24 protein-coding genes and 1 pseudogene are annotated in these 26538 nt (G+C 73.3%); 16 read left to right on the top strand and 9 right to left on the bottom strand.

What is annotated here, in order from left to right; genetic code table 11:
- Nucleotides 1-92 precede the first annotated feature (92 nt).
- Both G3I77_RS18135 and G3I77_RS18130 read left to right on the top strand, forming a co-directional pair.
- Nucleotides 93-1628, top strand: a complete 1536-nt coding sequence (locus G3I77_RS18135; RefSeq protein WP_248505028.1) for an IucA/IucC family protein — start codon at nucleotides 93-95, stop codon at nucleotides 1626-1628.
- 63 nt (nucleotides 1629-1691) lie between these two features.
- Nucleotides 1692-2063: a (2Fe-2S) ferredoxin domain-containing protein gene (locus G3I77_RS18130; RefSeq protein ID WP_248505026.1), complete on the top strand. Its 372-nt coding sequence runs from the start codon at nucleotides 1692-1694 to the stop codon at nucleotides 2061-2063.
- Here G3I77_RS18130 and G3I77_RS18125 read toward each other — a convergent pair.
- The 3 genes and pseudogenes from G3I77_RS18125 to G3I77_RS18115 all read right to left on the bottom strand — a co-directional run.
- Nucleotides 2058-2474 (bottom strand): universal stress protein, encoded by a 417-nt coding sequence (locus G3I77_RS18125; RefSeq protein ID WP_248505024.1) that lies wholly within the window; start codon nucleotides 2472-2474, stop codon nucleotides 2058-2060. The two genes, G3I77_RS18130 and G3I77_RS18125, sit on opposite strands and share 6 nt — an antisense overlap.
- Before the next feature lie 2 nt (nucleotides 2475-2476).
- A complete protein-coding gene (locus tag G3I77_RS18120) occupies nucleotides 2477-3976 on the bottom strand; it encodes an APC family permease (protein ID WP_248505022.1) in 1500 nt (499 codons plus the stop codon).
- 80 nt (nucleotides 3977-4056) lie between these two features.
- A pseudogene (locus G3I77_RS18115) lies at nucleotides 4057-4215 on the bottom strand (iron chelate uptake ABC transporter family permease subunit); the annotation flags it as partial.
- Between the two features lie 301 nt (nucleotides 4216-4516).
- Here G3I77_RS18115 and G3I77_RS18110 point away from each other — a divergent pair.
- Together G3I77_RS18110 and G3I77_RS18105 are read left to right on the top strand one after the other, a co-directional pair.
- A complete protein-coding gene (locus G3I77_RS18110; RefSeq protein ID WP_248505020.1) occupies nucleotides 4517-5431 on the top strand; it encodes a HipA family kinase in 915 nt (304 codons plus the stop codon).
- Complete coding sequence (locus G3I77_RS18105; RefSeq protein ID WP_190197490.1) at nucleotides 5428-5697, top strand: SelT/SelW/SelH family protein; 270 nt, start codon at nucleotides 5428-5430, stop codon at nucleotides 5695-5697. Before G3I77_RS18110 ends, G3I77_RS18105 begins: the two co-directional genes overlap by 4 nt.
- Nucleotides 5698-5713: 16 nt before the next feature.
- On the opposite strand, the gene aceB is transcribed toward G3I77_RS18105, so the two are convergent.
- The gene (aceB, locus tag G3I77_RS18100) at nucleotides 5714-7339 is read right to left on the bottom strand and encodes a malate synthase A (RefSeq protein WP_248505018.1); all 1626 of its coding nucleotides are present in this window, start codon (nucleotides 7337-7339) and stop codon (nucleotides 5714-5716) included.
- Nucleotides 7340-7559: 220 nt separating this feature from the next.
- Nucleotides 7560-8174 (bottom strand): NTP transferase domain-containing protein, encoded by a 615-nt coding sequence (locus tag G3I77_RS18095; protein WP_248505016.1) that lies wholly within the window; start codon nucleotides 8172-8174, stop codon nucleotides 7560-7562.
- A gap of 243 nt (nucleotides 8175-8417) precedes the next feature.
- On the opposite strand from G3I77_RS18095, the gene G3I77_RS18090 reads away from it, so the two are divergent.
- Nucleotides 8418-8744 (top strand): DUF5955 family protein, encoded by a 327-nt coding sequence (locus tag G3I77_RS18090; protein WP_248505014.1) that lies wholly within the window; start codon nucleotides 8418-8420, stop codon nucleotides 8742-8744.
- 82 nt (nucleotides 8745-8826) lie between these two features.
- Here the strand turns inward: G3I77_RS18090 and G3I77_RS18085 are convergent, their stop codons facing one another.
- The gene (locus G3I77_RS18085) at nucleotides 8827-9624 is read right to left on the bottom strand and encodes an IclR family transcriptional regulator (RefSeq protein ID WP_248505012.1); all 798 of its coding nucleotides are present in this window, start codon (nucleotides 9622-9624) and stop codon (nucleotides 8827-8829) included.
- 237 nt (nucleotides 9625-9861) lie between these two features.
- On the opposite strand from G3I77_RS18085, the gene allB reads away from it, so the two are divergent.
- Both allB and alc read left to right on the top strand, forming a co-directional pair.
- Nucleotides 9862-11202, top strand: a complete 1341-nt coding sequence (allB, locus tag G3I77_RS18080) for an allantoinase AllB (protein ID WP_248505010.1) — start codon at nucleotides 9862-9864, stop codon at nucleotides 11200-11202.
- Nucleotides 11203-11239: 37 nt separating this feature from the next.
- A complete protein-coding gene (alc, locus tag G3I77_RS18075; RefSeq protein WP_248505009.1) occupies nucleotides 11240-12355 on the top strand; it encodes an allantoicase in 1116 nt (371 codons plus the stop codon).
- Nucleotides 12356-12407: 52 nt separating this feature from the next.
- Here alc and G3I77_RS18070 read toward each other — a convergent pair whose 3' ends face one another.
- The gene (locus tag G3I77_RS18070; protein WP_248505007.1) at nucleotides 12408-13151 is read right to left on the bottom strand and encodes a 3-oxoacyl-ACP reductase family protein; all 744 of its coding nucleotides are present in this window, start codon (nucleotides 13149-13151) and stop codon (nucleotides 12408-12410) included.
- Nucleotides 13152-13353: 202 nt separating this feature from the next.
- Here G3I77_RS18070 and G3I77_RS18065 point away from each other — a divergent pair, with 202 nt between their 5' ends.
- Nucleotides 13354-13980, top strand: coding sequence for a dihydrofolate reductase family protein (locus G3I77_RS18065; protein WP_248505005.1), 627 nt, complete (start codon nucleotides 13354-13356; stop codon nucleotides 13978-13980).
- 107 nt (nucleotides 13981-14087) lie between these two features.
- Complete coding sequence (locus G3I77_RS18060; protein ID WP_248505003.1) at nucleotides 14088-14483, top strand: ribonuclease; 396 nt, start codon at nucleotides 14088-14090, stop codon at nucleotides 14481-14483.
- Nucleotides 14484-14516: 33 nt separating this feature from the next.
- Here the strand turns inward: G3I77_RS18060 and G3I77_RS18055 are convergent, their stop codons facing one another.
- Nucleotides 14517-14717: a hypothetical protein gene (locus G3I77_RS18055; RefSeq protein WP_248505000.1), complete on the bottom strand. Its 201-nt coding sequence runs from the start codon at nucleotides 14715-14717 to the stop codon at nucleotides 14517-14519.
- A gap of 177 nt (nucleotides 14718-14894) precedes the next feature.
- Here G3I77_RS18055 and G3I77_RS18050 point away from each other — a divergent pair, with 177 nt between their 5' ends.
- Together G3I77_RS18050 and G3I77_RS18045 are read left to right on the top strand one after the other, a co-directional pair.
- Entirely contained in the window at nucleotides 14895-16169 is a 1275-nt protein-coding gene (locus G3I77_RS18050) for a sensor histidine kinase (RefSeq protein ID WP_374385585.1), read from the top strand.
- A gap of 103 nt (nucleotides 16170-16272) precedes the next feature.
- The gene (locus G3I77_RS18045; protein WP_248504998.1) at nucleotides 16273-16950 is read left to right on the top strand and encodes a response regulator transcription factor; all 678 of its coding nucleotides are present in this window, start codon (nucleotides 16273-16275) and stop codon (nucleotides 16948-16950) included.
- Nucleotides 16951-16966: 16 nt separating this feature from the next.
- On the opposite strand, the gene G3I77_RS18040 is transcribed toward G3I77_RS18045, so the two are convergent.
- A complete protein-coding gene (locus G3I77_RS18040; protein ID WP_248504996.1) occupies nucleotides 16967-17989 on the bottom strand; it encodes a Gfo/Idh/MocA family oxidoreductase in 1023 nt (340 codons plus the stop codon).
- A 128-nt stretch (nucleotides 17990-18117) separates the two neighbouring features.
- On the opposite strand from G3I77_RS18040, the gene G3I77_RS18035 reads away from it, so the two are divergent.
- The 5 genes from G3I77_RS18035 (at nucleotide 18118) to G3I77_RS18015 (ending at nucleotide 26414) form a co-directional block, all read left to right on the top strand.
- Entirely contained in the window at nucleotides 18118-18855 is a 738-nt protein-coding gene (locus tag G3I77_RS18035) for a GntR family transcriptional regulator (protein ID WP_248505579.1), read from the top strand.
- A 108-nt stretch (nucleotides 18856-18963) separates the two neighbouring features.
- Complete coding sequence (locus tag G3I77_RS18030) at nucleotides 18964-20112, top strand: ROK family glucokinase (protein ID WP_248504994.1); 1149 nt, start codon at nucleotides 18964-18966, stop codon at nucleotides 20110-20112.
- Nucleotides 20109-20690: a sugar kinase gene (locus G3I77_RS18025; RefSeq protein ID WP_248504992.1), complete on the top strand. Its 582-nt coding sequence runs from the start codon at nucleotides 20109-20111 to the stop codon at nucleotides 20688-20690. Before G3I77_RS18030 ends, G3I77_RS18025 begins: the two co-directional genes overlap by 4 nt.
- An 88-nt stretch (nucleotides 20691-20778) precedes the next feature.
- Nucleotides 20779-23610, top strand: coding sequence for a DEAD/DEAH box helicase (locus tag G3I77_RS18020; protein WP_248504989.1), 2832 nt, complete (start codon nucleotides 20779-20781; stop codon nucleotides 23608-23610).
- A gap of 935 nt (nucleotides 23611-24545) precedes the next feature.
- The gene (locus G3I77_RS18015) at nucleotides 24546-26414 is read left to right on the top strand and encodes an SWIM zinc finger family protein (RefSeq protein WP_374385817.1); all 1869 of its coding nucleotides are present in this window, start codon (nucleotides 24546-24548) and stop codon (nucleotides 26412-26414) included.
- Nucleotides 26415-26538: the final 124 nt, after the last annotated feature.

Here is a 26538-nt window from a genome sequence, read left to right as displayed (position 1 = left end):
CCTCGGGTACGAATAGGGGCGTCACAGCGGAATGGCGACGACCGACATACTGATCATCTCCGCCCGGAACGCTGGAAGGACCGTAGGGACGAGTGGAACGCGTGGACCTCATGCCCCCGCCCGCCGACGACGACTCGGCCCACGGCGACAACCCGGCCATCGGCGCCCTCGCCGACGCATATGCCGCCGTGCCCCTGCTGAACTGCCTGCTGCGGGAGGTGGCCCGGCCGGTGCGCCGGGAGGGCGGACACCATGTCTACCGGCTGCCCGGCGGGGGCCGGCTGCTGCGGGTGCGCGGAGCGCGGCGGCCCACCGAACCGGAGATCGAGGTCGCGGGCACCTGGCACCGCGTCGGCCACGCCGAGCTGGTCAAGCTGGTCGCCGAGGAACTGCGCCGGCACACCGCGGTGTCCAACCACGAACTGCCCGCCGAGATGCTCGACAGCCGGGACACCCTGGCCGCCCTGCTCGCCGCCCGCGCCCGGGCCACCCCGCCCGACGACCTCTACCTGCGCTCCGAGCAGTCCCTCCTCACCGGCCACACCCACCACCCGGCCCCCAAGGCGCGCGGGGGCGGCCCCGCCGCCGGCTGGCTGCCGTACGCGCCCGAGGCGTACGCCCGCTTCCCGATGGCCCTGCTCGGACTGCGCGAGGACACCGTCGTCGAGGAGGGCGACACCTCCGCCCTCGACGCCCTCGGTACCGCCCCGCCCGGCTACCGCCTGCTCCCGGCCCACCCCTGGCAGCTCGACCTGGCCGGGCAGGAGCTCGCGGCCGCCTTCGCGGACGGCAGGCTGATCAGGCTCGGCACGACCGCCGTCGACACCTGGCCCACGGCCGCGATCCGCACGCTCTACACGCCCGAGTGCGACCTCTTTCTCAAGTTCAGCCTGGACGTGCGCATCACCAACGACATCCGCCGGCTGTGGCGCCACGACCTGCTCGCCCTGCGCAGGACGGACGCGGCCGTGTGTGCCGCCTTCGCGACGTTCGACGGGCCCCCGGCCTGGCTCGGCGACCGCGGGTACCGCACCGCCGACTTCGCTTTCGAGGCCCTGGCCGTCCTCGTCCGCGACGGCTTCGGCGACCGCCTCCTGCCCGGCGCGACCCCGCTGCTCGCCGCCGGTCTCGTCGAGGGCTTCGACGGCAGCCCGCTCGACCGCCCCGTCGACCCCGGGGCCTGGTGGGGGGCGTACCTGGCCCAGGTGGTGCCCCCGGCGCTGACGGCGTTCGCCGAGCACGGCGTCGTCATCGAGGCACACCTGCAGAACACCCTGGTCGCCGTGGACGCCGAGGGCCTGCCCGTGCAGGCGCTGTACCGGGATGCCGAGGGCGTGAAGCTGCTGCCGGACGTGTCGCGGCAGGCCGGCTGGGAGCGGCTCGTGTACTGCCTGGTCGTCAACCACCTCATCGAGATCGCGGGCGCCCTCACCGAACGGCACCCCGGGTTCGACCCCTGGCCCGCCGCCCGCCGCGAACTCGCCCGCCACGACCTCCCCGAGATCCCCGCCCTGCTCACCTCACCGGCCCTCCCCGCCAAGACCAACCTGCTGCTGCGCTGGACGGGCGCGGACGGCGCGGACGCCCGCTACCGTCCGCTGCCCAACCCGCTGAGAGCAGGGACCTGACCCGCCGGGCCCGGGTGCCCGCATGAAATGATGATCACAACAGGCAGTTAGGGAGGGTGCGGCATGTCCGCGAGGCAGGACGCAGGGGTCCCCTGCCGCATCGTCGTCTGCCGGGACTGCTGCTGCGGCAGCCGCAAGATCAGAGGCGTCGATCACGCCGCCCAGACCGAGCGCCTGCGCGAGGCGGCACCGGTGCGCGTCTCCGACTGCCTCGACGTCTGCGACCAGGCCAACGTCATCGTCGTCCAGCCGTCAGCGGCGGGCCGGGCCGCCGGAGCCCGGCCGGTGTGGCTCGGACTGGTCAACGACCCGGCCGCCACCGAGGACGTCGTCTCCTGGGTACGGGAGGGTGGTCCCGGCGTCGCGCCCCTGCCGGACATCCTCGGCCTGTACGTCTTCACACCGCTCGCGCGACGCCGCTCCGACGGCTCATGACCCGGCCGGCACGCAGAGCACCGGCACGCTCGACAGGTGCAGCAGCTTGTGCGGGGTCGAGCCCAGCAGCGCCCCGCGCACCGGGCTCTCGCCCCACGTGCCCACCACGATGACCCTGGCGCCGTGGCGGGCCGCCGCCTCGATCAGCGCCTGCGCGGGCCGCTCGTCGATGAGCTCCACCGACGTCCGCACCCCGGCCTCGTCGGCCACCCGGACCGCGTGAGCGAGTGCGGTGTTGCCGGCCTCGCGGACGGCCTCGTGATGAGCGCCGTACTCCTCGCCCGTGACACCGGGGGCGGCGGCGCCGTAGACGATCACCAGGGGTTCGTCGTACGCGGTCGCCACCTCGATGGCGACGCGCAGCGCCTGGAGGGCGCCCGGGGACTCGTCGTAGCCGAGGACCACCGACATCTTCAGGACTCCTTGCCGTCGAGGAGGGCCGGGTCGACCACGCTCGGGTGTTCCGACCAGAAGGCGGGCGCCATCAGCCGCCACACGACCATGAGGACCACGCCCGCGACGACGATGCCGATGCCGATGACGAGCGGGGGACCGAGCCCGAACCAGGAGACGCCGCTGTAGGAGTTGTCGGGGTCGGCCATGTCCGTCACGGATTCCACCAGCAGCCACGCCAGCAGCCCCGCACCGACCAGCGGACCGAGGCCGATCAGGAAGAAGTTGCGGACGCTGCGGGTCAGTTGGCGGCGGTAGTAGACGGCGCAGGCGAGACCGGTGAGCGCGTAGTAGAAGGCGATCAGCAGGGACAGGGCGGTGAGGGAGTCGAAGAGGGCGTTCTCGCTGAGCTGGTAGAGGACGAGGTACCAGACGATGGCGATGCCGGCGACCCACCAGGTGCTCACGTCGGGGGTGCGGAACCGCGGGTGGATGCGGCCGAAGTGCGCGGGCAGCGCGTGCCGGCGTGCCATGGACAGGCCCGTGCGCGACGCCGGGATGATCGTCGTCTGCGTGGAGGCGAGCGCCGACGTCGAGACCGCCAGCAGCACGACCCAGTCCCAGCCGCCCATCGCCTCCTCGGCGAGCAGGGCGAAGATGAACTCCTCCTCCGCCGCGTTCTCGGCGAGGTAGTCCGTTCCGGCGTAGGCCACCACCGCGAAGGCGACCGCGACGTAGGTCACCAGCAGCAGCACCGTCGACCAGACGGCCGCCTTGCCCGGGGCGGTGGCCGAGTTCTCCACCTCCTCGGTGAGGTTGACCGCCGATTCCCACCCCCAGTAGATGAACACGCCGAGCAGCAGGGCGGCGGTGAGGGGCGCTCCGCCGGCTCCGAACGGGTCGAGCCAGCTGAACCTCGGATCGATGGCGTCGAGGGTGCCGGTGTCGGCGTAGACGCGGTAGAGCGCGACCACGGCGAAGACGAGCAGGCAGGCGACCTGAGCCAGGATGAGGACGTTCTGCACCTTGGCCGACACTTCGGTGCCGATCACGCAGACGGCCGTCATCACCAGGATCAGCAGGACCGTCAGCAACTGGCGCACGGCGTCGTTGTCGGCCCAGCCGTCCAGGCCGACGGCGAGCAGGAAGAAGGTCACCGCGACGTCCGCCAGCGACCCGACCACCAGGACACCGGTCATGGCGATGGCCCAGCCGCCGAGCCAGCCCGCCCACGGCCCCATGGCCCGGGTGACCCAGGAGAACGTCGTGCCGCAGTCCTGGTCGACCTTGTTGAGGTAGTAGAACGCCGACGCGATCAGCAGCATGGGCACGAACGACGCGAGCATTACCCCGGGGGCGTAGATGCCCACCAGCGCCACGATCGGGCCGATGACCGCCGCCACGGAGTACGCGGGTGAGGTCGCGTTGAGTCCGATGACCAGCGCGTCGACGAACCCGATCGCGTCGGGCTTCAGGCTCGCCTCCTGGGGCGGGCCCGAATCCGTGATGTCCTTGGCCATGCTCCCTCGCTCCTGTTGTGTGTGCATCCATACAACAGGGACTTCCGGGACACTTTGACTATTGATGACCTATTGGGGCGTCATGTCGTTCTGCGGCCGCGGACCAGCAGGTGCAGGAAGTACGGCGTGCCGATCACCGCGGTCATCAGGCCGGCGCCCAGCCGGGCGGGGGCGATGACGGTGCGGCCGAGCAGGTCGGCCGTGCAGACCAGCGCGGCGCCGAGCAGGACGGCGACCGGATCGGCCTGCCCGGTCAGGGCCTTGAGGACCTGGCTGCTGACGGAACTCGGCCGGGGCGCCGACGCCCGGGCGGGTCGAGGGGCGCAGCGCGCTGAGCGCCCCGGACGGCACGGACGCCCGGGTGCTCGACGACCTGCGTACCCTGACCGCGGCGCGCACGCATCCGGCTACGGCGAGCTCGGCAGCCCGCCGGTCCGCGTGATCGCCGCCGCGCCCGGGCGCCCCGCTTTGTATGCTCGGGCGGTATGCGAGGGAGTTGCCCGTGAAAGACCAGGCTGACGGTTCGTGGGGTCGTGGATCATGCTGAGAGAGGTCACCGCGACCCGCTACGTCGAACCCCTGCGGTCCGGCGGCTCCGTCCCCGGAGTCGTCGAGGCGGACGACCTCGGCACGTACGTCGTGAAGTTCACCGGCTCCGCGCAGGGCCGCAAGGCGCTCGTCGCCGAGGTGATCGTGGGGGAACTGGCCCGCGCCCTCGGGCTGCGCTTCCCCGAGCTGGTCCTGGTGCACTTCGACCCGGCGATCGCGGACCACGAGCCGCACCAGGAGGTGCGGGGCCTGCACGCGGCCAGCGCGGGCGTCAACCTCGGCATGGACCATCTGCCGGGCGCCCGGGACTTCACCCCGGACATCGCCCGGGTCTTCCCCGTCGATCCGCTGGAGGCCGGGAAGATCGTCTGGCTCGACGCCCTGACCGTGAACGTCGACCGTACGGTCCACAGTTCCAACCTGATGGTCTGGCCCACCCTCGGCGTCGCCCGTCCGCGCCTGTGGCTGATCGACCACGGCGCCGCCCTCGTCTTCCACCACCGCTGGGACGCCACCGACCCCCGCAAGGCCTACGACTTCCGGCACCACGCCCTCGGCCACTACGGGCCCGACGTCCGGGCCGCCGACGCCGAGCTGGCGCCGAAGGTCACCGAGGAACTGCTGCGGCGGATCCTCGCCGAGGTCCCCGACGCCTGGCTCGCCGACGAGCCGGGCTTCGCCACCGCGGAGCAGGTGCGCGAGGCGTACGTGACGTACCTGCACGCGCGCGTGCGCGCCTCCGGAGCGTGGCTGCCCACCGACTTCCCCACCCGGGAGGAGCTCGCCGCCGAGGAGGCCCTCCGGGCGGCGAAGAACCAGCAAGGACGCCCCGCGTGGCTCAGGCAGGTGCCCGACCTGCACGGCAAGCCCGCGGCCCAGCAGGATTGGTCGGTGCACCTCGGATGAGTGGCCGTGTCGAGATCGAGTACTGCACCCGGTGCCGCTGGCTGCCCCGCGCTGCCTGGCTGGCGCAGGAACTGCTCACGACCTTCGAGGCCGAACTGACGGAACTGGCCCTGAAGCCCGGCACGGGCGGGGTGTTCGTCGTCCGGGTCGGCGACGAGGTCGTCTGGGACCGGCGCGAGCAGGGGTTCCCGGAGCCGACGGCCGTGAAGAAGGCCGTACGCGACCGAGTGGCCCCGGGGAAGACCCTGGGCCACTCGGAGCGCTAGAGGTCCGGCTCGCGCGTCAGCCCTTGAGCTGCTCGTACGCCGGCAGCGTCAGGAAGTCGGCGTAATCCTCGTCGAGGGAGACCGTCAGCAGCAGGTCGTGCGCCTGCTGCCAGTTGCCGGCCGCGAAGGCCTCATCGCCGATCTCGGCGCGGATGGCGGTGAGTTCCTCGGCGGCGACCTTGCGGGCGAGTTCGGCGGTGACCTGCTCGCCGTTGTCGAGGACGACCTCCGCGTTGATCCACTGCCAGATCTGGGAGCGGGAGATCTCGGCGGTGGCCGCGTCCTCCATCAGGTTGAAGATGGCGACCGCGCCCATGCCGCGCAGCCAGGCCTCGATGTAACGAATGCCGACCTGCACGGCGTTGACCAGGCCCGCGTACGTCGGCTTGGCGTCGAGCGAGTCGATCGCGATCAGGTCGGCCGCCTGGACGTCGACGTCCTCGCGCAACCGGTCCTTCTGGTGGGGCTTGTCGCCCAGGACGTTGTCGAAGGACTCCATGGCGATCGGGACCAGGTCGGGGTGGGCGACCCAGGAGCCGTCGAAACCGTCGTTCGCCTCGCGGTCCTTGTCGGCGCGGACCTTCTCGAAGGCGACCTTGTTGACCTCGGCGTCCCGGCGCGAGGGGATGAAGGCCGCCATGCCGCCGATGGCGTGCGCGCCGCGCTTGTGGCAGGTGCGGACGAGGAGTTCGGTGTAGGCCCGCATGAACGGGGCCGTCATCGTCACCGCGTTGCGGTCCGGCAGGACGAACTTCGCGCCGCCGTCACGGAAGTTCTTGACGATGGAGAACAGGTAGTCCCAGCGGCCCGCGTTCAGCCCGGAGGCGTGGTCGCGCAGCTCGTAGAGGATCTCCTCCATCTCGTACGCGGCGGTGATCGTCTCGATGAGGACGGTCGCCCGGATGGTGCCCTGCGGGATGCCGCAGTACTCCTGCGCGAAGACGAACACCTCGTTCCAGAGGCGGGCCTCCAGGTGGGACTCCGTCTTGGGGAGGTAGAAGTACGGCCCCTTGCCGAGGTCCAGCAGGCGCTGGGCGTTGTGGAAGAAGTACAGGCCGAAGTCGACGAGGGCGCCGGGCACCGGGGTGCCGTCGGCGTCCACGAGGTGACGCTCGTTCAGGTGCCAGCCGCGCGGGCGCATGACGACCGTGGCGAGTTCCTCGTCCGCCTTCAGGGCGTAGGACTTGCCGGACTTCGGGTCGGTGAAGTCGATCTTCCGGGTGTAGGCGTCGCTCAGGTTGACCTGGCCGAGGACCACGTTCTCCCAGGTGGGCGCGGAGGCGTCCTCGAAGTCCGCGAGCCACACCCTGGCGCCCGAGTTGAGAGCGTTGACGGTCATCTTGCGGTCGGTGGGGCCGGTGATCTCGACCCGGCGGTCGTTCAGGGCGTCCGGGGCCGGGGCGACCTTCCAGGAGTCGTCGGCGCGGATCGCGGCCGTCTCCGGGAGGAAGTCGAGGGCGGAGGTGCGGGCGATCTCGGCGCGGCGCTCGGCGCGGCGGGCGAGGAGTTCGTCACGCCGGGGCGTGAACCGCCGGTGCAGCTCGGCCACGAAGGCGAGCGCCGCTTCGGTGAGGACCTCCTCCTGCCGGGGCAGGGGCTCGGCGTCGACGATGGCCAGCGGGGACGGCGCTGGAGCGGACATGAACGGTCACTTCCTTCAGCGAGCTGTGAAGACGAACCGGCGGCGGTGTGGCACCGGGTGCCAGTCTTCCCGGATACGGCGATCGGCGCCCGGGATGGAGCTGAGGGAGGCCGGGCGCTTCTGGACAGTGGATACTAGTTTCCTCATGGTGGAAGTTCAATCATCTGTTGATGTCGAGATTCTCCGGATCGAGGAAGGGTGGCGCTCCGTGCCACCCCGCTCACTCCAGGTGGGTCAGATCGGCTTCGGTGTCGATGTCGAAGGGCCGGGCCACGTCGCCGCACTCGACGAGGGTGATCGCCGGCCGGTGCTCCGTCAGATAGGCACGTGCCCCCCGGTCCCCTTCCGCAGTCGCGGCGATGCCCGCCCAGTGGGCGGCACCGAACAGCACCGGATGGCCGCGCACACCGTCGTACGCGGCCGAGACGAGCGACTCCTCGCCCTCGTGCGCCGCGAGGACCCGGGCCACCGCCTCGGGTCCGATGCCGGGCTGGTCGACGAGTGACACCAGGGCGGCCCGGGCGCCCGTGCCGGCGAGCGAATCGAGCCCGGCGCGCAGGGAGGTCCCCATGCCCTGCTCCCAGTCCGGGTTGTCGACCAGGACGCAGCCCGGCAGCGAGGCGCGTGCGCGCACCTCGTCGGCCTGTGCGCCCAGAACCACGTGGACCCTCGCGCAGCCGCCCTCCCGCAACACCCGCACCGCGTGCTCCACAAGGGGCCGTCCCCGATGGGGGAGCAGTGCCTTGGGCCGTCCGCCGAGCCGCCGCCCGCCACCGGCGGCGAGCAGCAGCCCCGCAACCGCTTGTGCCCCGCCCGTCGTCTCCCGTGTCGTCATGGCTCCTGCATACCGCACGCCCCGTACGGGGGTACGACGGCGCGGGTCGCGCGTCGGACAGGCGTGCGCCCCGGGCCAGAAAGTCACTCAGCGAAACAAGTCGATGACGCAATGGACTGGCGCCCGGCGGCCCGCGTCGTTTACTGTCGCCCGCACCGACCGGCCGGGCGCCCGATCGCTGCCCGGTGTGGGGGACTTCGCGTCGGAAGGGCATGCGCACGGCGAGGTGCGAGGGGGAGGACTGTGTTGCGGAGCGTGGAGCAGAAGCGGCAGGGGCCCGTGACCGGGGGCGACGACCCGCGCGTGGCGGAGCTGCGCTCCGCCGTGTCCCGGTTGCGCCGCCGACTGGCCGCCCATCCCGGCGAGTTCGCCGACCGGACCATCGCCGAGGAGGAACTGGCCGCCGTGGCCGCCATAGCCGCCGACGGCGTCCCCGAGATCTCCCGCCTGCGCCGCTCCCTCCTGCTGCTCGCGGGCGCGATCGGCTCGGTGAGCGCGCTGTCCGTGGAGCTGGCGGAGGTCCGGCGGGCGGTGGATCTCTTCGGGGAGCCGGTGCGAGGTCAGGGGTAGGGGGCCGGGGCCTGTCGGGTGAGGGCGCGTCAGGGCCCGTACGGCGACGAGGGGTTCCCCGCCGTGCGCCGCCCTGTGCCCGTCACGCCGGGCTCTGGCTCGCCAGCGCCTCGGACAGCTCCCCGGCGACCTGCTGGAGCACCGGCACGATCTTGTTCGTCGCCGCCTCCGTGACCCGGCCGGCCGGGCCGGAGATGGAGATGGCCGCGGCGGTGGGGGAGTCGGGCACCGGGACCGCGAGGCAACGGACCCCGATCTCCTGCTCGTTGTCGTCGATGGCGTAGCCCTGCCGGCGCACGTCCTCCAGGGCTGCGAGGAACCCGTCGGCCGTCGTGATCGTCTTCTCCGTCGCGGCGGGCATGCCCGTCCGGGCGAGCAGCGCCCGCACCTCCTCCGGCGGGAAACCGGCGAGCAGGGCCTTGCCCACGCCCGTGGAGTGCGGCAGCACCCGCCGGCCGACCTCCGTGAACATGCGCATCGAGTGCTTGGAGGGCACCTGCGCCACGTAGACGATCTCGTCCCCGTCCAGCAGGGCCATGTTCGCCGTCTCGCCGGTCTCCTCGACCAGCCGCGCGAGGTACGGCCGCGCCCAGGTGCCCAGCAGCCGGGAGGCCGACTCGCCGAGGCGGATCAGACGCGGGCCGAGTGCGTACCGCCGGTTGGGCTGCTGGCGTACGTACCCGCAGGCCACCAGCGTGCGCATCAGGCGGTGGATGGTCGGCAGGGGCAGCCCGCTGCTCGCTGACAGCTCGCTCAGGCCGACCTCGCCGCCCGCGTCCGCCATCCGTTCGAGCAGGTCGAAGGCGCGCTCCAGGGACTGGACGCCGCCGTTGGCGGAGGACCGGGCGGAGTCGGTGGTGCTGGCGCTGGACGTCGGCACGGCGCGTTCCTTTCGGGGCGGGCGGGAAGGGCAGAAGCCTACCCGGCAGCCGGTTGACTCCCCGCTTGTACGTAGCTACGTTCTGCTTGCTGGAAGTTTAATTCCGCTTTGCGGAAACGTCCAGAGGTTCGCCTGAAGGGGCGCCGCAGCCCAGTGTGCCCTTGACGGCACGGAAGAGGGAGTGAAGACTCCTTCAACAGAAAGTTGAATTCCGTTACGCGGAAGTAAGGGGTTCGGGTGTCCGACGCTGAACTGGTGCTGCGCTCGACGCGTGTCATCACTCCCGAGGGAACGCGTGCCGCATCCGTCGCGGTGACCGACGGCACGATCACGGCCGTCCTCCCGCACGACGCGCCCGTACCGGAGAGCGCCCGCCTCGAGGACCTGGGCGACCACGTCCTGCTGCCCGGCCTGGTCGACACGCACGTGCACGTCAACGACCCCGGCCGCACCGAGTGGGAGGGCTTCTGGACCGCCACCCGCGCCGCGGCGGCCGGTGGCATCACGACCCTCGTCGACATGCCCCTCAACTCCCTCCCGCCGACCACGACCGTCCCCCACCTGCGCACCAAGCAGCAGGTCGCCGCCGACAAGGCGCACATCGACGTCGGGTTCTGGGGTGGCGCCCTGCCCGACAACACCAAGGAACTCCGCCCGCTGCACGAGGCCGGGGTGTTCGGCTTCAAGGCGTTCCTGTCGCCGTCCGGCGTGGACGAGTTCCCGCACCTGGAGCGGGTCCCCCTCGCCCGCACCATGGCCGAGATCGCCGCCTTCGACGGACTGCTCATCGTGCACGCCGAGGACCCCCACCGCCTCGCCTCCGCCCCGCAGCAGGCGGGCCCGAAGTACGCCGACTTCCTCGCCTCCCGCCCCCGGGACGCCGAGGACACCGCCATCGCCCAGCTCATCCGCGAGGCGAAGGCCCTCCACGCGCGCGTGCACGTCCTGCACCTCTCCTCCAGCGACGCCCTGCCGATGATCGCCCGGGCGCGGGCGGAGGGTGTCCGCATCACCGTGGAGACCTGCCCCCACTACCTGACCCTCACCGCCGAGGAAGTCCCCGACGGCGCCAGCGAGTTCAAGTGCTGCCCGCCCATCCGCGAGGCCGCCAACCAGGACCTGCTCTGGCAGGCGCTCGCCGACGGCACCATCGACTGCATCGTCACCGACCACTCCCCGTCCACGGCCGACCTGAAGACCGACGACTTCGCCACGGCCTGGGGCGGCATCTCCGGCCTCCAGCTCAGCCTGGCCGCGGTGTGGACGGAGGCGCGGGGGCGCGGGCACGGCCTGGAGGACGTGGTCCGCTGGATGTCCGCGCGCACCTCCGAACTGGTCGGGCTCGACGACCGCAAGGGCGCCATCGCGGTGGGCCGCGACGCCGACTTCGCGGTCCTCGCACCCGACGAGACCTTCACCGTCGACCCGGTGGCTCTCCAGCACCGCAACCGCGTCACGGCGTACGCGGGCAAGACCCTGCACGGCGTCGTGAAGTCCACCTGGCTGCGCGGGCAGCGCATCGTCGCGGACGGCGAGTTCACCGAACCGAAGGGGCGGCTCCTCACCCGGACCCACTGACAACCATCCCGGACCTCGAAAGGCAGACCTGATCACCGTGACGGCGATTCCCAGTTTCACCGGCGACGCGAACCCCTACGGAGGCGGTGACCCGTACGCGGACTACCGCACCGCCGACCTCCCCTTCACCCAGTACGCCAACCTCGCCGACCGGCGTCTCGGGGCCGGTGTCATCGCCGCCAACGACGAGTTCTTCGCCCAGCGCGAGAACCTGCTGGTGCCCGAGCCCGCCGAGTTCGACCCCGAGCACTTCGGCCACAAGGGCAAGATCATGGACGGCTGGGAGACGCGCCGCCGCCGGGGCGCCTCCGCCGACCACCCCTGGCCGACCGCGGAGGACCACGACTGGGCGCTGGTCCGCCTCGGCGCCCCGGGCGTGATCCGCGGGATCGTCGTCGACACCGCCCACTTCCGCGGCAACTACCCGCAGGCCGTGTCCGTCGAGGGGACCCGCGTACCGGGCTCCCCGTCGCCGGAGGAGCTCCTCGGGGACGACGTGAAGTGGACGACCCTCGTGCCGCGCACCGCGGTCGGCGGCCACGCGGCTAACGGCTTCGCCGTCGCCGTCGAGCAGTGCTTCACGCACCTGCGGGTCAACCAGCACCCCGACGGCGGCATCGCCCGCCTGCGCGTCCACGGCGAGGTCGTCCCCGACCCCGCGTGGCTGGAGGCGCTGGGCACCTTCGACGTCGTCGCCCTGGAGAACGGCGGCCGGGCCGAGGACGCCTCCAACCTCTTCTACTCGCCCGCCTCCAACACCATCCAGCCGGGCCGCTCCCGCAAGATGGACGACGGCTGGGAGACCCGCCGCCGCCGCGACCGGGGCCACGACTGGATCCGCTACCGGCTGGCCGCCCAGGCCCAGATCCGCGCCCTGGAGATCGACACCGCCTACCTCAAGGGCAACAGCGCCGGCTGGGCGTCGGTCTCGGTCAAGGACGGCGAGGACGGCGACTGGCAGGAGATCCTGCCCCGCACCCGCCTCCAGCCCGACACCAACCACCGCTTCGTCCTCCCGGCGCCGGCCGTCGGCACGCACGCGCGCGTGGACATCTTCCCCGACGGGGGCATCTCCCGCCTGCGCCTGTTCGGCTCCCTGACCCAGGAGGGCACGAGCATGCTGGCCGCACGCCACCAGGAGCTGGGCGGCTGAACCCGGCCCGTGGGGCGCACCGGCCGGACAGCACCGGTGCGCCCCACGGGCCTCACGCCGCGTGGCCGCCGTCCACCGAGAACTCCGCCCCGGTCACGTACGTCGCCCCCGCCAGACAGGCGACGATCGACGCCACCTCGTCCGCCGTGCCGAACCGCCCCAGCGCCGTCATCGCCGCCTGGCCGGCCGCGTACGGCCCGTCCGCCGGGTTCATGTCCGTGTCGATCGGGCCGGGAAGCACCAGGTTCGCCGTGATCCCGCGCCCGCCCAGCTCCCGGGCCAGCGCCTTCGTCAGACCGGCCAGGGCCGCCTTGCTCATCGCGTAGAGCGTGCCGCCGGGCCCCGGCACCCGCTGGGCCATGCAGCTGCCGATCGTGATGATCCGCCCGCCCTCGGGCATCCGCGCGGCGGCCGCCTGAGAGGCCAGGAAGACACCCCGTACGTTGACGTCGAGCACCCGGTCCACGTCCGCCGGCGACAGGGTGTCCAGCGGCCCGAGCACCCCCACGCCGGCGTTGTTGACCAGGATGTCGAGCCCGCCCAGCGCCTCCGCCGTCGCGTCCACCACCTCGGCCGCCTCCGTGGCGTCGCCCGTGTCCGCGCGCAGCGCCACCGTCCGGCGCCCCAACGCCTCCACGGCCCGCACGACGTCCTCCGCTGCCTCCTTGCTCTTCACATAGCCGACCGCCACGTCCGCGCCCTCCCGCGCCAGCCGCACCGCCGTCGCCGCTCCGATGCCGCGGCTCCCGCCGGTCACGAGAGCCACCTTGCCGTCCAGAGTTCCTTGAGAAGTCATGGGTCCATCCCAGCGGCCGCACGGCGCCCAAGCTGGCGGCGAACGGACGTCGAGGTGCCTCCGGCCGGAGCGGGGTTCCCCGGCCTGACCTACGCGGGATGACGGCCGGCCGGGGCGCCGTACGGGCCCGCGATGAGTTGCGGGGGCCGGCGGGGTCTGAAGTGATGGCATCAGACCCCGCACCAGGAAGCAGGCACCCGCCATGGGCAAGCTCGTCTCCACCCTCTTCGTCACCCTCGACGGCGTCTACCAGGCCCCCGGCGGGCCGCAGGAGGACACCCGCGGGGGCTTCACCCACGGCGGCTGGAGCTTCCCGTACGCCGACGAGGACTTCGGCCGGTTCATCGGCGAGGTCTTCACCCGCCCGGGCGCCTTTCTGCTCGGCCGCCGTACGTACGACATCTTCGCCACCTACTGGCCCAAGGTGACCGACCCCGGCGACCCGGTCGCCTCCAGGCTCAACTCCCTGCCGAAGTACGTGCCTTCCTCGACCCTCACGGACCCCGGCTGGGCGGGCACCACGGTGCTCTCCGGCGACCTCGCCGAGGAGGTCACCGCCGTGAAGGAGCGCACCGACGGCGAGGTCCAGGTGCACGGCAGCGGTGCACTCATCGGGTCCCTGCTGGCGCTCGACCTCGTCGACACCCTGCATCTGCTGACCTTCCCGGTCGTGCTCGGCTCCGGGTTCCGGCTGTTCCGGGAGGGCGCCGTACCGACCGCGTTCGAGCACGCCGGCGGGAGCGTCACCGGTGCGGGCGTCTCCATCCAGACGTACGACCTGAAGGGCCGCCCGGAGTACGGCGAGTTCGGACTGCCCGAGGACGCGTAAGGGCGCCGGAGGGCGGGTTGACTTCCCGCGAACTCAGGGGGCTTCACAGTAAATTCTCCGAGCTTGTCATTGACATGCCAGTATCTACGCGCGTCATCATGAGCGTCATGAATTTCCCCCCACGCGCCTCGCGGCTCGGCGCAGCAGCCGCCCTTCTGTCCGCCCTCCTCGTCGGCGGAACCGTCTCCGCGACCACGGCCGACGCGGCCCCCACCGCCGTCGGCGACATCTGCTACAGCGACCTGCCGTCCCAGGCCCACGACACGCTCGACCTGATCGAGCAGGGCGGCCCCTACCCGTACGACCAGGACGGCACCGTCTTCCAGAACCGGGAAGGCATCCTGCCCGGCAAGTCGTCCGGCTACTACCACGAGTACACGGTCATCACCCCGGGCTCCTCCACCCGCGGTGCCCGGCGCATCGTCACCGGTGAGCAGAACCAGGAGGACTACTACACGGCCGACCACTACGAGTCGTTCGACCTGGTCGACCACGGCTGCTGAGCCTGCCGGCACCGCGGGCCGGAAGTCCGTTGCTCAGACGGACTTCCGGCTCCCGGCCGCCGCGAACAGGGCCACGCCCAGCACGAGCAGCGCGACGCTCGCGTAGATCTCGTAGCCGTCGAGGAACCCCAGGCGCTGCACCAGGCCCCAGTTCCAGTCGGTGAACTCGTGCACCAGGCCCGCCACGCCCTGGACCAGGGCGAGGAGGCCGACAATCTCCAGTACCTGCTTCATGCCGGCAGCCTCGTCCCGCGGCCCCCCACGCACATCGGCCGCGGGACGGGCACCCGGGGACGGAAGTCCCCGCTCCGGCGCCCCGGGCGCATCGAAAGTCTGCGACGTGGCGACTTTGGTCGACGATCCCGCCCGAGGGCGGGTGGGACGGCCCTCGGCTGCGTAGATTTGGCGCTCGTGACTGGTGACGACGTGGGGCAGGCCGCCCGGGTGGCGGTGGGAGAGACGCCCGCGCTGTTCACCGGGCGCAGATGGTTCTTTCCGTCCGCCCTCCTGCACGAACTCGACCCCGACGCCGTACGGGCGGGGCGGCGGCCCCGGCGCACCGCCCGCGACTGGGTCGTCGACTTCTCCTGCTTCCTGCTGGCCGTGACGTTGGGCGCCCTGGCCATCGACGCGCTCGTCGACAACCCCCATGTGCCGCCCGCACTTGCCGTCGTCGACCAGGTGACCGGCGCGCTGGCCTGCGCGGCGGTCTGGCTGCGCCGTCGCTGGCCGCTGGGGCTGGCCGTGGCGATGACCGCCGTCGCCTTCGTCTCGGACACCGCGGGCGGCGCGGGCCTCATCGCCCTGTTCACCCTGGCCGTGCACCGGCCCTTCCGGTACGTGGCCTGGGTGGGCGGCATCAACGTGGCGCTGGTGCCCCTGTATTACTGGGTGCGCCCCGACGCGGAGATCCCCTACCTGGTGAGCGTCCTCTTCGTCGTGGTGCTCACCGGGGCGATCGTCGGCTGGGGCATGTTCGTACGGGCCAAGCGGCAGCTCATGGTGAGCCTCAGGGACCGCGCCCGGCGCGCCGAGACCGAGGCGCGGCTGCGGGCCGAGCAGGCGCAGCGGCTCGCCCGGGAGTCCATCGCACGGGAGATGCACGACGTGCTCGCCCACCGGCTGACGCTGCTGAGCGTGCACGCGGGCGCCCTGGAGTTCCGGCCCGACGCGCCCCCGGCTCAGACGGGAAGGGCGGCGGGCGTGATCCGGGAGAGCGCGCACGAGGCGCTCCAGGACCTGCGGGAGATCATCGGCGTGCTGCGGGCGGGCGAGCCCGACGACACGGGCCGGCCGCAGCCGACGCTCCCGGCGCTGGACACGCTGGTCACCGAGTCCCGCGAGGCCGGCATGAAGGTCTCCCTCGACCAGCGCGTCGAGGATCCCGGCGCCGTCCCGTCCATCGTCGGCCGCACCGCCTACCGGATCGCCCAGGAGGGCCTGACCAACGCGCGCAAGCACGCCCCGGGCGCGGAGGTCACGGTGACCGTCACCGGTGCACCCGGCACCGGCCTCACCGTCCGCGTGCACAACCCGCCGCCCGAGGGCGAGGTGCCGCACGTACCCGGCTCCGGGCAGGGCCTGATCGGCCTGACGGAGCGGGCGACCCTCGCGGGCGGCCGGCTGGAGCACGGGCACACCCCGGGGGGCGGGTTCGAGGTGCGGGCGTGGCTGCCGTGGGGGTGAGCACCTGCCGTCCGGCCGTCAACCCCGTGCCCGGGAACGGGCGTTGGCGCACCGTCGCCCGTCCGGGCCCGCAGCCCGGCCCGGCCGTGATTACGTAAGGCCCATGACTGCGATCAGACTGCTCCTCGTCGACGACGACCCGCTGGTGCGGGCCGGGCTGTCCCTCATGATGGGCGGCGCCGACGACATCGAGATCGTCGGCGAGGCCGCCGACGGCGCCGAGGTGGAGACCCTCGTCGACCGCACCCGCCCGGACGTCGTGCTCATGGACATCCGGATGCCGACGGTGGACGGCCTCACGGCCACGGAGCGGCTGCGCGCCCGCAAGGACGCCCCGCAGGTGGTGGTGCTCACCACCTTCCACGCCGACGAGCAGGTGCTGCGCGCGCTGCGGGTGGGCGCCGCCGGGTTCGTCCTCAAGGACACCCCGCCCGCCGAGATCCTCGCCGCGGTGCGCCGGGTCGCGGCCGGCGACCCGGTCCTGTCTCCCACGGTCACCCGTCAGCTCATGCGGCACGCCGCCGGCACCCCCGCCGACACGCGCCGCACCCGCGCTCGGGACCGCATGGCCGTCCTCAACGACCGCGAACGCGAGGTCGCCGTCGCGGTCGGCCGGGGACTGGCCAACGCCGAGATCGCCACCGGCCTCTTCATGAGCGTCGCCACCGTGAAGACGCACGTCTCGCGCATCCTGGCCAAACTCGACCTCAACAACCGGGTGCAGATCGCACTGCTCGCCTACGACGCGGGGCTCCTGGAGGAGGAACAGGAAGAGCACTGACCGCCGGGGCCCGCCGTCACGCGAACGCGGGCGAGGCACCACCGGGGATCTCCGCGAGATGCACCGGCCTGCGCTCCCGCCGCGACAGCTCGCACGCCTCGGCGACCCGCAGCGCCTGCAGCGCCTCGCGCCCGTCGCAGGGGTTGGCCCGCTCGCCCCGGACGACCTCGACGAACGCGTTCAGCTCCGCCTCGTAGGCGGGTCCGAACCGCTCCAGGAAGCCCGTCCAGGGCTTGTCCGCGGCCGGCGGTCCGGTCGGCTCGGTGGACGCGATCGGCGTACGGTCGTCCAGGCCGACCACGATCTGGTCGCGCTCCCCGGCGAGTTCCATGCGCACGTCGTAGCCGGCCCCGTTCATCCGGGTCGCGGTCAGGGTGGCGAGCGTGCCGTCCTCCAGGGTGAGGAGCGCGGCGGCGGTGTCGACGTCGCCCGCCTCGCGGAACATCCGGGGGCCGGCGTCGGACCCGGCGGCGTAGACGTCCGCCACCTCCCGGTCGGTGACCCAGCGCAGCACGTCGAAGTCGTGGATCAGCGTGTCCCGGTACAGCCCGCCGGACAGCGGCAGCCACGCGGCGTCCGGCGGCGCCTGGTCGCTGGTCAGCGCCCGCACGGTGTGCAGCCGCCCCAGCCGGCCGGACCGCACGGCCTCGCGCGCACCCGTGTAGCCCGCGTCGAAGCGACGCTGGAAGCCCATCTGGAGAACCGTCCCGGCCGTCTCGACCTCGGAGATCGCGCTCAGGGTCCCCGGCAGATCCAGCGCGATGGGCTTCTCGCAGAACACCGGCAGACCCGAGCGTGCTGCCCGACCGATCAGTTCGGCGTGAGCCGACGTCGCCGTCGTGATCACCACGGCGTCGACCCCCCAGCGGAAGATCTCCTCCACGCCGGGCGCGGCCGTCTCACCCAGCCGGTGCGCCAGTTCCTGGGCCCTGGCGGCGTCCGCGTCCGTGAGGATCAGGGAGCCGACGTCGCGATGCCGACTGAGGGTGTTCGCGTGGATGGTGCCGATGCGGCCCGTACCGATGACGCCGATGCGCATGGAAATAAAGTGCGTGCACAGCCCGCCGCTGTCAATCTGTATGTCCGGACAATCTGACTACACGACTTCCCGTCAACAACGCACAGAGCTACGCTCGGCCCGTGCCGAAACCAGAAGTGGACCCGACCGTGCAGCTCGAGCTGAGTGTGGACCGCAGCTCTCCCGTGCCGTTGTACTTCCAGCTGTCCCAGCAGCTGGAGGCCGCGATCGAGCACGGCACGCTGACCCCCGGCAGCCTGCTGGGCAACGAGATCGAGCTCGCCGCCCGGCTCGGCCTGTCCCGGCCGACCGTCCGCCAGGCGATCCAGTCGCTCGTCGACAAGGGCCTCCTCGTACGCCGCCGCGGCGTGGGCACCCAGGTCGTACACAGCCAGGTCAAACGCCCGCTGGAGCTCAGCAGCCTCTACGACGACCTGGAGTCGGCGGGCCAGCGCCCGGCCACCAAGGTCCTCGTCAACAAGCTCGTCCCCGCCTCCGCCGAGGTCGCCGCCGCACTCGGCGTCGCCGAGGACAGCGACGTCCACCGCGTCGAACGCCTGCGCCTCGCCCACGGCGAGCCCATGGCCTACCTCTGCAACTTCCTGCCCCCCGGCCTCATCGACCTCGACACGGACCAGCTGGAGACGACCGGCCTCTACCGCCTGATGCGAGCGGCCGGCATCACGTTGCACAGCGCCCGCCAGTCGATCGGTGCCCGCGCCGCCACGAAGGAGGAGGCGGACCGGCTGGCGGAGGAGACGGGCGCGCCACTGCTGACGATGCAACGCGTCACGTTCGACGACACGGGCCGGGCAGTGGAATTCGGCACCCACACCTACCGCCCGACGCGCTACAGCTTCGAATTCCAGTTGCTGGTGCGTTCTTGAGGGGCGCGGGGAACCGCGCGACCAGCCCCCACCGGCCCGCACTCGACGATGATCCGCACCACCCCGCTGCTCCGCACCCTGCCTCCCCGTGAGGCAGAATCGGCGGCGATGAGCACCTACCGCGACTTCACCGCCCCCATCGGCTCCCGCCGTGCCACCGTGCTCCGCACCGTCGGCACCCGGGAGCGCCGCTCACACCTGACGGCCCCCCGCGTGCCCACGGTCGGCATCGACATCGGCGGTACGAAGGTGATGGCGGGTGTCGTCGACGCCGACGGCAACATCCTGGAGATGCTCCGCACGGAGACCCCGGACAAGTCCAAGAGCCCCAAGGTCGTCGAGGACACCATCGCCGAGCTGGTCCTCGACCTCTCCGACCGGCACGACGTGCACGCCGTCGGTATCGGTGCGGCCGGCTGGGTGGACGCCGACCGCAACCGCGTGCTGTTCGCCCCCCACCTGTCCTGGCGCAACGAACCGCTCCGCGACCGCCTCTCGGGCCGGCTCTCCGTCCCCGTCCTCGTGGACAACGACGCCAACACCGCCGCCTGGGCCGAGTGGCGCTTCGGCGCCGGCCGCGGCGAGGACCACCTCGTCATGATCACCCTCGGCACCGGCATCGGCGGCGCGATCCTGGAGGACGGCCAGGTCAAGCGCGGCAAGTACGGCGTCGCCGGCGAGTTCGGCCATATGCAGGTCGTGCCCGGTGGCCACCGCTGCCCGTGCGGCAACCGCGGCTGCTGGGAGCAGTACAGCTCCGGCAACGCCCTGGTCCGCGAGGCCCGCGAGCTGGCCGCCGCCGACTCGCCCGTCGCGTACGGGATCATCGAGCACGTCAAGGGCAACATCGGCGACATCACCGGCCCGATGATCACCGAGCTGGCCCGCGACGGCGACGCCATGTGCATCGAGCTGCTCCAGGACATCGGCCAGTGGCTCGGCGTCGGCATCGCCAACCTCGCCGCCGCCCTCGACCCCTCCTGCTTCGTGATCGGCGGCGGCGTCTCGGCCGCCGACGACCTGCTGATCGGCCCGGCCCGGGACGCCTTCAAACGGCACCTCACCGGCCGCGGCTACCGCCCCGAGGCCCGCATCGTCCGGGCCCAGCTCGGCCCCGAGGCCGGCATGGTCGGCGCCGCCGACCTCGCCCGGCTGGTCGCCCGCCGCTTCCGCCGCGCCAAGCGCCGCCGCGTGGAGCGCTACGAGCGCTACGAGCGGTACACGCAGTCGCTCCGCAGTACCCAGGAGACGCCGTGACCACCTCCCTGCCCCACCAGGGACCCTGGCCCGACGAGCCGGACCGCCCGGTCGAGGACCGCCGCCACATGATCCGCCGCAGGGCCCTCACCCTGCTGATCATCGTGCTGCTGGTCGGCATCCCGGCCGGCTACCTCGTGATCTCCGCGAACCAGAGCCGCGACAGCGGCAAGGACAAGGAGGCGAAGTACTCGGCGACCGGCCTGACCGAGGGCTGGCCCTCCAAACTCCAGCGCAGGATCTACCAGGTGCCCGTCCCGCACCCGGCCTGGCACGTCGCGTACTACGAGACCAACAACTGGAAGACCAGCCGCCTCTACACGCAGTTCGAAACCAACGCGGCCGGCCTGGACGCCTACCTGACGGGCCTGGGCGTGACCCGCGAGGACCTGAACGAGGGCGAGATCACCATCAGCGCCCGTGCCCGCAAGGTCACCGGCTGGAAGTTCCCCGAGGGCGACGCCTGGTACGGCTTCGTCCACCGGCAGAAGAAGCCGGCCCCCACGCACGACGTGGTCGTCGACCTGTCCAACCCGGCGTACCCCTGGGTGTACGTCGTGTCCCGGACCGTGCCCTAGGGGGCCCGCCCCGGGGCCGATTGTCGGACCCCGCCCGTAGAGTCGGAGACAACTGATCCGACACGCGGGGCGGGAGGTGGCAGGACGTATGGGAGAGACGGCTCCGGTGGCCGAGCGGGCGGGGGACGCGACGGTCCCGGTCCGGCTCCCGGCCCTCTTCCTGCCCGCGCCCCTCCCGCGCGAGGGGCGCATCGCCTTCTGGGACCCCGAGGGCGAGCCCCTGCCCGCCGAGGACACCGAGCTGACCGTCGTACGACGGCACGGCGCCGGAGCCCGGCGGCGCACCACCCCCGCGCTGACCCTCCCGCTCGACGCGGCCCTGCCGCTCCTCGTGCGCGCCCGGCACGACCCCGCGGCCCACCCCGCCACCGCCTGCTGGGGCGCCGCCGCCCTGCACGCCCTGCGGCTGGCCGCCCGCGGCCGGCTGCTGCCCGGCCTCACCGCCACGGGCCACGACGCCTGGCGGGCCGGCCCCCTCGACCCGGACGACATCGCGCACCTGCGCGCGGTGGCCGCCGCCCTGCCCTACGAGGGCCACGCCGTGCCGCTGCCCGGCCCCGGCCCCATCCGGCTGCCCGAACCGGAGGCGCTGCTGCGCGCCTTCCTCGACGCGGTCGCCGACACCCTGCCCCGCACCCCGGCCGCGCCCCACACCTCCGGCCGTCCCTTCGCGGCCCGCGAGGCCCAGCACCTGCCCACCGCCCACGACTGGGCCGCCGAGGTCGCCGCCGGCATGGACGCCGGCGTGCGGATCTCGCTCCGCCTCGACCTGTCGGCGTACGACCTCTTCGACGACACCTCCGACGGCGGTGCCCGCAGCGCCGGCGCCGCGATCGTCCAGGTGCACAGCCTCGCCGACCCCACCCTCGTGGCCGACGCGGCGGCCCTGTGGGCGGGCGGGGCCGACGACGCGTTCGGTCCCCGCGCGCGCGTGGACGCCGCCCTCGCCGTCCGCCGCGCGGCCCGCGTCTGGCCCCCGCTCGACCGGCTCGCCGACCAGGACGTGCCCGACGTGCTGGCCCTGACCGAGGACGAGCTGAGCGACCTGCTCGGGGTCGCGGCGACCCGGCTCGCCGCGGCCGGGGTCGCCGTCCACTGGCCGCGGGACCTCGCGCAGGACCTGTCCGCCGCGGCGGTGGTCCGTCCGGCCCCCGGCTCGGCGACCGACGGCACCGGCTTCTTCGAGAGCGAGGACCTCCTCCAGTTCCGCTGGCAGCTGGCGCTCGGCGGCGACCCGCTCACCGACACCGAGATGGACGCCCTCGCCGAGGCCCACCGCCCCGTCGTCCGGCTGCGCGACCAGTGGGTGCTGGTCGACCCGGCGCTCGTCCGCAAGGCCCGCAAACGGGACCTGGGCCTGCTCGACCCGGTCGACGCGCTGTCCGTCGCCCTCACCGGCACGGCCGACGTGGACGGCGAGACGGTCGAGGCCGTTCCCGTCGGCGCGCTCGCCGCCCTGCGCGACCGCCTGACCGCGGGGATCCGCCCGGCCGAACCGCCCCCGGACCTTCAGGCCACCCTCCGGGACTACCAGCTCCGCGGCCTGGCCTGGCTCGACCTGATGACCACCCTCGGCCTCGGCGGCTGCCTCGCCGACGACATGGGCCTCGGCAAGACCGTCACCCTCATCGCCCTGCACCTGAAGCGGGCCCGCCGCGAACCGACCCTGGTCGTCTGCCCGGCCTCCCTGCTGGGCAACTGGCAGCGGGAGATCACCCGCTTCGCCCCCGGCGTCCCCGTCCGCCGCTTCCACGGCCCGGACCGCACCCTCGACGGCCTGGACGGCGGATTCGTCCTCACCACGTACGGCACCATGCGCTCGGCGGCCCCCACCCTGGCCGAGCGCACCTGGGGCATGGTCGTCGCCGACGAGGCGCAGCACGTCAAGAACCCCTACTCGGCCACCGCCAAGGCGCTGCGCACCATCCCGGCCCCCGCGCGCGTGGCCCTCACCGGCACACCCGTCGAGAACAACCTCTCGGAGCTGTGGGCCCTGCTCGACTGGACCACCCCGGGCCTCCTCGGCCCGCTGAAGTCCTTCCGCGCCCGGCACGCGCGAGCCGTGGAGAACGGCGAGGACGAGGAGGCGGTGGAGCGCCTGGCCCGCCTGGTCCGGCCCTTCCTGCTGCGCCGCAAGAAGTCCGACCCGGGCATCGTGCCCGAGCTGCCGCCCAAGACGGAGACCGACCACCCCGTCCCGCTCACCCGCGAACAGGCCGCGCTGTACGAGGCGGTGGTCCGCGAGTCGATGCTCGCCATCGAGACGGCCGAGGGCATGCCCCGCCGGGGCCTGGTACTGAAGCTCCTCACCTCGCTGAAGCAGATCTGCAACCACCCCGCGCTGTTCCTCAAGGAGGAGCGCGCCCGGGCCGCGGGCGACCGGCTCGCCGCCCGTTCCGGCAAACTCGCCCTGCTGGACGAGCTGCTGGACACCCTGCTGGCCGAGGACGGGTCCGCCCTCGTGTTCACCCAGTACGTCGGGATGGCCCGCCTGATCACCTCCCACCTGGCCACCCGAGCGGTCCCGGTCGACCTCCTGCACGGTGGCACGCCGGTCCCCGAGCGGGAGCGCATGGTGGACCGCTTCCAGGCCGGTTCGACGCCGGTGCTGGTGCTGTCGCTCAAGGCGGCCGGCACCGGCCTGAACCTCACCCGGGCGGGGCACGTCGTGCACTTCGACCGCTGGTGGAACCCGGCCGTCGAGGAGCAGGCCACCGACCGCGCCTACCGCATCGGCCAGACCCAGCCGGTGCAGGTCCACCGCCTCATCACCGAGGGCACCATCGAGGACCGCATCGCCGAGATGCTCCAGGCCAAGCGCGCCCTGGCCGACGCGATCCTCGGCTCCGGCGAGTCCTCCCTCACGGAACTGACGGACCGGGAGCTGTCCGACCTGGTGTCCCTGAGGAGGTCGTCATGACACCCAGCCCGGCCGACGAGGCCCGCCGGGCCCTCCGGGAGGCCCGGGAGCGGGCGGCCCAGGACCACCCCGCCCCGCCCTCGAGCGCCCGGCCGGAGCCGTCCCCGACTGAGGGAGCGGCCGACCAGGAGGCACCCAGGCCGGCCGACGCGGCCCGCGAGGCACTGCGGAGGGCGGTGTCCGAGCAGCGGGGGAGCGGCAGGGGGGCCGGGGGCCCGGTGGGCGAGGTTGAAGGGGGCGGGGGTGCTGGTGGGCCGGAGGCCGAGGGTGACGCCGAGGTCGCCGGTGCGCCGGAGGGCGCCAGGGCCTCCGAGGTCGCCGGTGGGCCGGAGGTTGCCAGTGCCGCCGAGGGCGCTGCCGGGCGGGGGGAGGCCGACGCCTCCGGGGCCGCTGGTGGGCGGGAGGGCGCTGATGCCGCCGAGGGCGCTGGCGCGCCGGAGGCTGCTGATGGTCCCGGGGTCGCCGGTGCGCCGGAGATTGCCCGATCGCCGGAGCTCGCCGGCGCTCGCGACCTCGCCGGTGGGCAGGAGGACATGGGTGCCCCCGAGGCCGCTCGTGCGCACCACGACGCCGGCACCACTGATAACGCTCCGGCGGTTGCGACGCCGGAACCGCAGGCATCCGGCGACCCGTACCCGCAGACGAGCCCGGCGGGGGCCACCCCGGCCGGTGCGGCCTCCGCCCGGTCCACCGCCCAGGCGGGTACCGAGCCGCGCGCGGCGGACGTCGCGCGCGAGGCACTGCGCGCGGCTCGGGACGACGCGCGGCGGGCCCGGGAGGAGACCGAGCGGGAAGGCGCCCGCCGCAGGCGCAGGGCTCGGCAGAGGGCCGTGGACGACAGAGCGGCGGCCGCGCGACGGGCGAGCGCAGACGCTCCCGGCAGGGGCGTGAGTGACGTACGGCAGTTGCTGTCCGACGCTTTCCGGATGCCGGAAATGCCGGACACGACCTCGGACGGCCCTGAGCGAACGACCGGGCAGGGGGGCCGGTCCGCTCGCATGACCGACCTGCTGCACGGTCCCGCCGACCGACGCCCGCAGACGCCGGACAGCGGGCACGGCCCGGCCGCACCGGGCCCGAGCCCGAGCCCGGGCCCGGAGACGCCGGAGGGAGGCGCGGGAAGCCCGGGAACCCGGTCCGAGTCCTCGGGCGACCCGACCGGGACCAGCGCCCCGGCCCGCCGGTCCCCGGCCCCTGCCGCACACACCGACGACCTGGCACCTCGGTCCCCGGCCCCTGCCGCACACACCGACGACCTGGCACCTCGGTCCCCGGCCCCTGCCGCACACACCGACGACCTGGCACCTCGGTCCCCGGCCCCTGCCGCACACACCGACGACCAGGCCCCCCGGGACCCGGACCCCGCCCCGCACACCGACGCCCCGGCGACGCCCGCCCCGACCCCGGCTCCCGCCTACGCCCGGCCCCGCCACCCCGCACCGCCGAGCTCCGCGGCCAACGACCCCGCGCGGCCCCCGACCCCGACCCCCACCCCGCCCACGTCCACGCCCTCTGCGTCCCCCACGCCACGGTCCCCCCGCTCCATGGCCGCCCCCGCCCGCGACCACGAACTCCGCCGCACCTTCCCGCCCTTCCCGCCCCGGGACGGCGACCGCTTCGCCGGGAGCTGGTGGGGAAACGCGTGGGTCGGCGCGCTGGAGCAGGGCGCGCTGGATGTGCAGCGGCTGGAGCGCGGGCGGGGATACGCGGGGCAGGGTCATGTCGACGCCATCACCGTGACACCCGGACTGGTGCTGGCCTACGTCCAGGGCAGCCGCCCCCGCCCGTACCGCGTCCAGGTACGCCTGCGCACGCTCGACGACACCGACTGGGACCGGTTCCTGGACGCGGCCGCCGACCGCCCCGGGCACATCGCGGCGCTGCTCGACAAGGAGATGCCCCAGTCTCTCGCGGAGTGCGGTGTGCCGCTGCTGCCCGGCCCCGGTGACCTGGAGCCCCGGTGCAGCTGCCCCGACCGCGGTCACCCCTGCAAGCACGCGGCCGCCCTCTGCTACCAGACCGCCCGGCTGCTCGACGCCGATCCCTTCGTCCTGCTCCTCCTGCGCGGCCGGGGCGAGCGGGAACTGCTCGACGCGCTGTCCCGGCTGAGTGCCACCCGCGCGGCGCGCGCCGCGCAGGACAGAGGCCCGGCCCCCCTGCCCGGAGTGCGGGCCACGGAGGTGCTCGCAGCCCGCGCCGCCCTCCCGCCCCTCCCCGCGCCCCTGCCTCCGCCCGTGCACCCCGAGCAGCCCCCGGCCTACCCGGCGGCCCCCGGGGGCCCGGACCCTTTCGCGTTGGACCAGCTGGCCACCGACGCCGCCACTCGCGCCCACGCCCTGCTCAGCACTGGCCGTGACCCGGTCGGCCGGCTGACCTTCTGGCAGGACGCGGTCCGCCTGGCCGCCGCCCGCCCCGGGGTGGGACTCACCGCCGGCACCCGGGCGCTCTATTCGTCGCTCGCCTCCGCGGCGGGCCGCACTCCGTCCGAGCTGGCCCGAGCGGTCGCCGCCTGGCGTCAGGGCGGGCTGGAGGGCCTCGCCGTACTGGAGGAGCCGTGGGACCCGCCTGCCGGGCGGTTCGACCGGGCCCGCCCCCTCCTGCTCGCCGCCGACCTGCCGGCCTTCCGCCCCTGGCGCAACCACCTCACCCACCCGCAGGGCCACATCCAGCTCCGCCTCGGCCGCGACGGCCTCTGGTACGCCTACGAGTCCGAGCCGGGCCACGACGACTGGTGGCCGAGAGGCACCCCCGACCTGGACCCGGTCGGCGCCCTCACCGGCCTAGGCCTGCCGATCGACCTCTGAGCTTGGCGTTTATCCTCGCTGAGCTCGGTGCTCCTTGATCGATTCAGCGCGTTTGGCTGTCTTGCCAACGTCGTGGTGCCTGGCCCTGTGCTTGTTCTTCGAGCCGGCAGGCCGTCCCGGTCCT

It is taken from the genome of Streptomyces sp. D2-8, assembly GCF_023184515.1.
In the GTDB taxonomy this organism is placed as follows: domain Bacteria; phylum Actinomycetota; class Actinomycetes; order Streptomycetales; family Streptomycetaceae; genus Streptomyces.
This window is presented reverse-complemented; position numbering and strand designations above follow the sequence as displayed.

Excerpts from the sequence above, each read along its gene's own strand:
- G3I77_RS18060 (WP_248505003.1), top strand. The coding sequence starts at position 14,088 with ATGAATTTCCCCCCACGCGCCTCGCGGCTCGGCGCAGCAGCCGCCCTT.
- G3I77_RS18095 (WP_248505016.1), bottom strand. The coding sequence starts at position 8,174 with ATGACGACACGGGAGACGACGGGCGGGGCACAAGCGGTTGCGGGGCTG.
- G3I77_RS18120 (WP_248505022.1), bottom strand. The coding sequence starts at position 3,976 with ATGGCCAAGGACATCACGGATTCGGGCCCGCCCCAGGAGGCGAGCCTG.
- G3I77_RS18125 (WP_248505024.1), bottom strand. The coding sequence starts at position 2,474 with ATGTCGGTGGTCCTCGGCTACGACGAGTCCCCGGGCGCCCTCCAGGCG.
- G3I77_RS18040 (WP_248504996.1), bottom strand. The coding sequence starts at position 17,989 with ATGCGCATCGGCGTCATCGGTACGGGCCGCATCGGCACCATCCACGCG.
- aceB (WP_248505018.1), bottom strand. The coding sequence starts at position 7,339 with ATGTCCGCTCCAGCGCCGTCCCCGCTGGCCATCGTCGACGCCGAGCCC.
- G3I77_RS18030 (WP_248504994.1), top strand. The coding sequence starts at position 18,964 with ATGAGCACCTACCGCGACTTCACCGCCCCCATCGGCTCCCGCCGTGCC.
- G3I77_RS18105 (WP_190197490.1), top strand. The coding sequence starts at position 5,428 with ATGAGTGGCCGTGTCGAGATCGAGTACTGCACCCGGTGCCGCTGGCTG.
- G3I77_RS18045 (WP_248504998.1), top strand. The coding sequence starts at position 16,273 with ATGACTGCGATCAGACTGCTCCTCGTCGACGACGACCCGCTGGTGCGG.
- G3I77_RS18130 (WP_248505026.1), top strand. The coding sequence starts at position 1,692 with ATGTCCGCGAGGCAGGACGCAGGGGTCCCCTGCCGCATCGTCGTCTGC.
- G3I77_RS18020 (WP_248504989.1), top strand. The coding sequence starts at position 20,779 with ATGGGAGAGACGGCTCCGGTGGCCGAGCGGGCGGGGGACGCGACGGTC.
- G3I77_RS18070 (WP_248505007.1), bottom strand. The coding sequence starts at position 13,151 with ATGACTTCTCAAGGAACTCTGGACGGCAAGGTGGCTCTCGTGACCGGC.
- G3I77_RS18015 (WP_374385817.1), top strand. The coding sequence starts at position 24,546 with ATGCCGGACACGACCTCGGACGGCCCTGAGCGAACGACCGGGCAGGGG.
- G3I77_RS18065 (WP_248505005.1), top strand. The coding sequence starts at position 13,354 with ATGGGCAAGCTCGTCTCCACCCTCTTCGTCACCCTCGACGGCGTCTAC.
- G3I77_RS18055 (WP_248505000.1), bottom strand. The coding sequence starts at position 14,717 with ATGAAGCAGGTACTGGAGATTGTCGGCCTCCTCGCCCTGGTCCAGGGC.
- G3I77_RS18110 (WP_248505020.1), top strand. The coding sequence starts at position 4,517 with ATGCTGAGAGAGGTCACCGCGACCCGCTACGTCGAACCCCTGCGGTCC.